This window comes from Crocinitomix catalasitica ATCC 23190 (assembly GCF_000621625.1).
In the GTDB taxonomy this organism is placed as follows: Bacteria; Bacteroidota; Bacteroidia; order Flavobacteriales_D; family Crocinitomicaceae; genus Crocinitomix; species Crocinitomix catalasitica.
Genome location: NZ_JHXV01000025.1, coordinates 73,956 through 82,856 on the forward strand (window position 1 = coordinate 73,956; position 8,901 = coordinate 82,856).

Consider the following 8,901-nt stretch of genomic DNA (forward strand, 5'->3'; position numbering starts at 1 on the left):
TTTATTTATTAATTCTGTATTCTAATTCCTGCTCTATTTTCTTGAACAGTTACTCTTCCTCGCTCTGTTTCTTGAATAATTCTGACTAAACTTCCCTCTTCATCATACTGATAAAATGTTGCAAAATTTCGACTATCAAGTGTCGCCCAAAGTCTTAGCGTTAAGGGATCGATTACATATGAAACCATCTCACTATTATAAGGTTGAACACGTACATCATCAAAATAAACATCGTTTAAACCTGTGTTTTTAAGTAAAATATTCGCCGCAACTCCGGCAGGATCCAAATCTCCTCCTGGCACGGTGAATTCAACCTCTATTCTTTGCCAACCATCAATAATGTTTGATCTGTTTTCAACAATATCAGATGGAGTAAAACCTAAGAAATCAATTGCTGCACCATCGTATGAAGTCACTTGAGTCTCATTTTTAGTTTCTTTTGCCCAAGCTGTTAATACATAACGTTTACCTTCATCTGTACCAACAATAAAATGATGTCCTGGTATCAATTCTTCCTTTTGAACTACATATGGTATACCATGATCAGTTGCTCCATTAGTAATTGTATTAATTCGATGTCCTGAATAAGCACTTTGAGACATTGAAGGGATTTTAAGTGACTTCCTTCCAGAATGAGCGAATTTTGGATTCGTAACGATTTCACTTGTCTCCGTATCGAATCTAAAATGTGGATTAGTACAATCTCCATCGACATCATAATCCCGATCTTCAAAACCATCGAATCCGATCTCATAATATCGCGAATTTACAGCTTCTGCAACCTTTAAAGTTTTGTTATAACCTAAAAGAATTGAGCTATAAATCCCTATAGCATCTTTAGATTCTAGGTTGTATCCTTCACGATCAAAAATTGTGGCTTGAGCTGCTAATAGCCATTTATTAAAAATTTCTTGATTAGAGTTAATACCCCATGTTCCATCGGTATTTTTCCAAAAAGGAATATAATCTATTAGCGTCCCATCTTCTCTTATCCTACCTAGGGTTTGATCTCTCTCGCCGTCAAAAACAAAGGTTTCCAATAAATTCCAATTCGCTAATAATCCCTGAACATATGGATTTGTTTTTTGTAAAATTGCTAATCCACAAAGATCATGTCCATCATACGGCCCAGGTCCATTATCAATTGATAAAGTTGATTTATAGCCAAATGCTCTTTCAGTATATTTCACTGCGCTCGCATTCAAAATTTCAGTATGTTCATAGGTCGAATTATAAGGGTCTAATTTTGGTGTTTCATCATCATTCAAACCTAAATGCATAGAAGTTACACTTGCTGCTGTTGATCCTAATAAATTTCGCTTACCAGAGCGTATCACTTTATATTCGTAACTATGTCCTGATTCTAAAATGTTTTCCGTCGCTACATCCCCAAACCTGTCAATTAAATAATAATCTCCTGTACCTTCATTCTTTAATATCCAACATTTACTTTTGTACCCTTCTGCTAAATCGTAAACAGCAATTTCATCCCCAGGATTCAAAAAATCTTCAAAACTCGCTAAAGTTACTCTAGATGTGCTGAGATCAATAATATCTTGAAATTTTGCACCCCAGTTTTCAGATGCCATACCCATCCCTTTATACATCCAATAAGCTGGATAATCGTATTGATAAATTGGTTTACTTTGCTTTCCAGCTTCATGTCTTATTTCAGTTACTACTGGTACACCTGTTTTTTCATCAAACAAGAGGTTTTTAGTTGATTTGAGACGTCCATTATCATTTAAAACTATCTCTTTTAATATCCCATTAGAATAAATAACTTTTGTTGTAACAGAAGACCTAAAACGGTTGTCTTGAGTTGGGCCTGACATCCAAAAAGATGGTATAGGAACTGGGCCGTTAACTTCCAAACCAAATTGAGTTGCAATGGAACTATGGTATGATCTAGTTTGATGCAAATCAACGACCATATCAATATCCTTTCCAATAAATTTTTCAGAAATAGCACCTTCCTCATTTACCACAGGCATTTTGTTTAATAAAACGTTTGATTGGTGATCCTCTGTGTAATATTTGTGTATTAGAGAATATAGTTGATTAGAAGTGCTGTATATTCCAGGAAGATCTATCTCACCTACTAAAGGTGCCGAATAAACTTTTTTACTCTTAAATTTCCCATGCATATCATTTATTTGAACCGAATAACCTTGCGACATACTTAAATGATAAAATGAATCCCCAGTGAACAATGCTGCTAAAGGATTGTTTTTAGTTTTAACTTTTGTATTATTCGCTCGATTGGTATGATCAACAAAACTCGGAAAATCCTTGGCAGTATAAAACTCATGGACAGTTTTTCCACTAGCATTCTGATTTACACCATCATAAGTAATGTTTTCAACTTCCACGAGAGCATAAACAACTCGTGATGTTCCAAAAATCTTTTCTCCAAGCGGTTTCTCCTGATACTCATTATCATTTGCTCTAAATTTTACATCAATTGTATATTTAGTTGGATTCCGATATGAATTCTCGTCAGCACCTGCTGAGATTGGTTCATACGATGCTACTCCACTACTAATTATACGATAACCTTCATCTAAATCCTCAACAAGGTTATAACTGTATTTTGTACCATATTGGGATGAGTTTTCAATAGCTTTAACATCCGCCCAATTATCATTAACTTTAATTGATGCTACTCTATGTCCACCTCCCAGCTTTTCACCAACTTGTCCTTGATATAATCGAACCCATGACTTCGCTGGTTTGAGTTTTGAAGCAAACCCCATAGATTTAAGCATCGAATTATAGCCTCCAAGAGAAATTATATTTTGAAATTGAGACTTTCCAACATTAAAAATATCTCTCAATCCGTCACCTTCTTCTTCTGATTCTTCTGAAGGCTTTGGATCATCTTTATCAAAATCTGGTATCTCTGGTAAATCACCACAGTTATAACCATATGGTATCCCATCTTTATTAGTAAAAATATCTCCTACAATTGGATTTATTGCATTTGGCAAATATTTTCGCATAAATTGCCACGATGCCTTTGTAATTGGATTTGTGCTTTTTCCCCCTTCAGGGGTCTTTTCTTCATCCTTAATATGCACAGCTCTCAAGGGAACTACTGCTATTTCGTATTCCAAATCATCATCATCATCACGAACACTTATGGAACTCACATCAATTTCAGCATAACCCATCACATATTCATACTTATCCTCAGCGCCTACCTTAGGTGAAACAGAAACAAGACATTTAAAATAAATTTCTTTTAAATCGCCAATAAAGTCCCTTTTAAATATTTTTAAAGCATCTGTTTCGGTGGCTATAATTGGGTCATCTAAGGCTACATGCATAAACCTGTTTTCTCCAATATCGTCATATAAAACATTTGTACCTTCAAAACCACTAGATTTAGAGAACCCTTTAAGTTTATACATTTTTGAAGCTTTTTTTTCCATCACATAGCTATAATCGTCAGCTTCAATTTCAATTTCAATTTTACTACCTGATGGAAGATTTATTGATTTTAATGTCCATGCCGAAGAGTTTGTATTTGCAACATCCTTATCTTGTTTTGCATATGGATATTCGAAATTAGATAATGGATCGTCTACATCACAACCTGCAGTTGAGTTTTCAAGATACGACCCCCATCGATCGGCTTCTCCTAGTTTATAATTTGGATTAAGCAGATCATATTCGAAAGTATATTTATGTAATTTCCCTCTTTCAGCATTGCCATAAGTAAAATATATACTTTTAAGTGTTAATTTACCTCCTTGATTGGCATAAACTCCAGTTTCATCACCTAGAGATAATCCATCATTGTTGGGTACATTTTGGCACAACAAATAATCGTATTCAAAATGTACTGTTTTTATAGGAGCTTCATCATTCGCAAGGCCATGGCGCGTATATAAACTGATTGAAATTAAACGTTTTGCATTGTTAATGGCTGCTCTACCACCATTTTCATCCGCAACTCCATAACCATCATGGCGATCACCATAATTAAATACTGCCACAAAATTCTTCGATTCAATAGAATGTGTGTACCATTGCTCTCTTTCGCCGTATACATAAGTTCCCATATCGTCATACTCGTTTGCCTTTAAACCTTCATTAAATGCAGCTTTATTTTCCTCAAATGGAAACCTCCACTTAGTCGGCTCACTCATTTTAGAATAATTAAATTTGGTATAACCTCCAAAATCATCTGGAGAAGGTCCGTCACCGGTTCTATCAATATAATTAGACGATAGAAAAGCAGTTAATAAATGTGAATTTGCACTTGCGGGTAAACGTTTCTTTACGTATAAATTATTATCACCTCTTCTATTATTGGTGCTATTGTCGGCGTAAGCATTATCTTCTTCAACTGCTTGATAGGATATTACTCCTTCTTCACAATTAGGCGTTAAATCATCTACATTGAAGTTAACACCATATTCATCATCTTGTGTAGAAATAGAATTCAAATTACCTTTTTCAGACTCTAGTTCAGCATTTCTAAATGGATATTTGTTAGATACATTAAATAACACTTCATCTGTGAAATGATTTACTACTGGGATGCCATATACATACCGAGATCCATCTCCTTTAAGAACATTCATTTCACTCATATGATGTTGTTTTGCTTCAGTTTGTAGTGAACCATAACGTGTTAATGCAACAGATGAAAATTGGCCTCCAGTATAAGTAAAGTTGTTGAGTGTGTGATTATCAATTGAATTCAATCCATGATTGGTAGCTTCTCGAGCGGTTAAATATTCAATATTAGTATTCCTAAAATCTCTAATTTCGCGATAATGTCCAGCTCCAGTAAATGCTTTTTCAGCGTGTACAGCTGATTCTTCAATTGACAAATCTGTATCAACATCTGAAATGAAACTTGCCAACCCAATATGATCCCTTCCTCTTTCAAGAATCTTTTGACGAAGTGGAAACTTACCTACTAAACTATTATAAAAACTTGTACTTGAACCGGAACGATTTCCTAATTTTTTAAAATAGGTATTTTCATATAGTAAACCTGGAGAAGGTTTTGCAATAAACTCATTTACAATTTCATTATCTTCTTTCCATTTTCCTGATTCAGTAAACCCCGTTGAAAAATTAAGATTTACCCCAAATTCAAATGACAAAGGATACATGTAACCAAATTCTCCAGAAAAACCGAACCCGTCGATTTTATCAGCTTTTTGAGCTTCAGAAACTATTAAAACGTCACTTCTAAAGGGGCGAGAACTGAAGCCAACACCTTGGGCGCTAGCGCTGTACACATCGAATGTATGATTTACAATTGGTAAATAAGCAATATTTTCATTAGGAATAATAAAACCATCTCGATTGAAATCCAAAAGATAATTTTCTGTTTCACTTTTATTTTGCTCATATAAATACCCATAACCGTCAGAAGTTTGTACGTTCGATTTAATACATGTACTTGTTTTAAAAAATTTACCAACTGCATGTGGGTATACAGTTGCTAATTCAAGTCCAAGATCGAAATCAAAATTATTTATCGTGACATTTTTTTCAAAACTTACACTGGGAGTATAGGTCACTGTTGATATTGGAAGGCTTGTAGAACTAGACATACCCATCCCTGCTCCATCGGCATCTGAAACACCGATACCTGCATTCAAATTAACGTTTTGAAGACCTTGAGCAGTATTCATTGTAAAACCTATGCCAATACTTGCATTCATATTTGACTCACCTGGTTTCCCTATACTTAAATTTGCACTTGGTGAAACTGACATCCCATTTTCTGTACTTGATTCTAAGCCAATTCCCAGTCCTAGTGTTGTTAGGCTTTCTTTTTTTCCAATTGACAACCCAGCTCCCATGCCTACATTAAGACTATAACCTGTGTAATTATTAAAGCTTACCCCAATGTCATGGGAAAAACTTGGTACAACTGCCTTATCTTTATCCTTTACATTTTCAAATCCGACTAATTCGACACTCGCACCAATGCTACCTCCCGTGTTGGTCTTTGGCCTGAGATTCATTTCTGTAACGATATCATCGCCGTTGAAATCATCTGGTAATCCCCGCTTCATTCTATTCATCGCTCCAACATTTAAGGTCCATCCCAAGCCAACAATAGATGCTTCCTGTTCCATTGAAACACCTCCATGGTATGCAATATTAATAGGATACCCATCTACATCCATTAATGGTATATTGTAGGTAAAATCGCCAGTAGCCAGATTAACCATTTCTGAGGTGGAAGCTGGTTCAAAACTTGCTTGATTTATATCTATTGGCCCACTGGTTAACCCAAAAACTATTGTAGGAAATATTATTTCACCAATTAGGTTGAATGCCATTAAAACAGATACACCTTTGGTGATATAAGAATTTCTAATACGTTGTAGCATAATTACTTTCATTCCCCGTTATATTTTAAATTACAGTATGCAGTTAATTCTTCTGTGATATTTTTTTTTTGTTCAGCATACATGATATTACCATCTCCACCTGCTCCCAAAATAATTTCATAATTATTCTCTTCTCCAAATTGAGAAACTAATGAATTTAACTTATCCCAAACTTTAAGTCTGTATTGTCCACTTGTTTCTGCCAATTCATTATTTATTTCTGATTCCATCTGAAGAAATTGATTGTATGATTGTTGATATTTGGAAATATCTTCTTCAGTCGCATTTTTCATTCGTGCATTTTTTTCTAGTTTCAATACATTCAATTTTGACAATTCAATATTTTTCATTCTACTTTTATGCAAATCTTTATACTCCTGATCTAGCTCCTTTTGATAATCAAATTGATCAAACAACTCTCCCGTGACAATATATGCATCCTTCTTTTCATGTTTGGGATCAACACTATTAACAATAACATAGGTTAGAATGGCAACTAACAGGAGCGTATTTACAATAGGTAATTTCATTTTCATAGGGATTAGAGTTTAATTCGAAGAAAATGTTCTTCTCCTTCGGCATTAATTATTTTTAATAAATAAAATCCTGAACTCAATGATTCAAAATCAATTATATATCGATTGTCAGCATTCTTTTTTTCTTCGGAGCTAGGAACTTCGACCTTTTCTAATGCAAAATCAGTTTCTAAGACCTCGATACCTTCCGCATCAGTTAGAATATAATCTAAATCTGAAATATTGTACTCTCCCGTATACTGAAATTTGACCTTTTTATCAATTGCTAGATAATACCCTCCGTCAGTAGTGATTTTTGTTTTTGCGATATATTCATTTTGAGACGCCGTGCAAAACGATGCTATAGTCCTCACATATCTTGCCGTTGAACTAAGACTTAAATTAATGTCAAAGAGTTCATCTCTACCCGAAGGAGTAATTTGTAAGACATTTTCCTTATATAAACTGAAATCATTTCCGTCTTGGTTAATTCGCCATTTCGCACTTGGACTTCCAAGGATTGGACCAAAACTGACACCTAATCCCAAATCAAAACAAAGGTATCTGCTACCTGTAAGCAATGAAGAACTAAGACTAAAAAGATTTGTACCAGATGAATTTTTGAGTTTTAAAGTTTGATTCATCGTTGGATACCCAAAGAATCCTGGTGCTAATCTTGTTTCAAATTGCAACCAATTTGATTCTCCAGTAACACTTATATTTGTTGAATTGCAACTACCACTATAACTTAATGGTATTGCTCCAGGTCCTAAAGCAATAGTATTTAATTCACTTTTATATGTATTAACTAATTCTTCCCATTCAACAACATAACCAATTGCCACATCTTCTAAAAAAGAATGAACAACAGGGAAACCTCCGAGAGGTCCAGGTTCAATATAATTTACTACTAATTTATATATTCCAATCGGTACATCAGAAAAAATATAGGGCTCACCTACTAACGTCCTAGGATCCCCTCCTTCTATATTTGTGAGTGAGCAAAACCCAATTGTTGAAGCCCGATCTCTTTTAACAGTTATATCTCCAAAAACATCACCACATTCTGGATAACTAATATTCACTTGAGGTCTTGGTCTATAAAACGAACCAATATAATACCTCGGTTTCAATGTTACAGTGGCACTTATAATAATCGCATCAAAGGCCAATTCTTCCCCATACAATGAACTATTATGTGTTCTATAATTTTCTATTCCATTGATTGCTATAACAAATTCGTCTTTGTCACGAAATATTGCAATTTGGTCATCACTAATTAAACTTCCTAAAATTGTAGTTTCTAAATAATTATTCTTTATAGCTCGATAGTTTCCTGCTGCATCCACTGAAATTCCAAATTCAATGTCTGTTGTCGACGATGCTGTTGGATCTATAAACTTGTTAAATCCTAATGAAAACTCCCCTACTGAGACAACATCAAAAACAAGTCCTCCGTAAATTTCAGCGTCGCTTAATGAACGATAAAATCCTAGTTTCCCATCTGAAAATGAGCCCACGCTTTTCAATATTTCATTTGACGAATTGACGCTAATATCACTTGAATCCCGAAAGAAAAAATTAGGTGAAATCACAATACTATCATCAAATATTTTATTGCTATTATTGTCGAAAATAGATACGTAATACTTGCCTTGATATAGTTCGGAGAAAACAATTTTCTTTCCCAATGTGTCCCCACTAAAAAATGATGTGCTATCATAACTTGATTTATCCTCAATACTATTCCAAATTTCCATTAAGCTGCCAATCGGTGAAGCATCAATGAAATATTTATATGGTCCGCTTGCTGATTCTAAATTGTTAACTGTTATAGAACCTAAATTTGTGGTGTCATTAAATGCATATTCCAACGGGACAATTACTTTAAATTCAAATTCAATAAAATTTAAATTGTTTGCTTCTCCTTTATATGACCGATCTGCAAAACTCCCATTACCATAAGAATCAAGCTCTAATTCAAATCCGTAATTCTCAGACGGATTTTCAACCCAATA

The 8,901-nt window shown here is 34.3% G+C and carries 3 protein-coding genes; all 3 read right to left on the reverse strand.

The genetic code is table 11. The features are described from left to right. Positions 1 to 8: 8 nt before the first annotated feature. Positions 9 to 6,380 carry a hypothetical protein gene (locus T367_RS0114265; protein WP_027420461.1) on the reverse strand — a complete coding sequence of 2,124 codons (6,372 nt, stop codon included), beginning with the start codon at positions 6,378 to 6,380 and terminating at the stop codon, positions 9 to 11. Then, positions 6,377 to 6,898 carry an OmpH family outer membrane protein gene (locus tag T367_RS0114270; protein WP_211252713.1) on the reverse strand — a complete coding sequence of 174 codons (522 nt, stop codon included), beginning with the start codon at positions 6,896 to 6,898 and terminating at the stop codon, positions 6,377 to 6,379. Before T367_RS0114270 ends, T367_RS0114265 begins: the two co-directional genes overlap by 4 nt. 11 nt (positions 6,899 to 6,909) lie before the next feature. After that, on the reverse strand, positions 6,910 to 8,901 hold a 1,992-nt coding region (locus T367_RS25050), incomplete at its 5' end, for a hypothetical protein (protein WP_027420463.1).

Coding starts and splice junctions, on each gene's coding strand:
- T367_RS0114265 (WP_027420461.1), bottom strand. CDS start 6,380: ATGAAAGTAATTATGCTACAACGTATTAGAAATTCTTATATCACCAAA.
- T367_RS0114270 (WP_211252713.1), bottom strand. CDS start 6,898: ATGAAATTACCTATTGTAAATACGCTCCTGTTAGTTGCCATTCTAACC.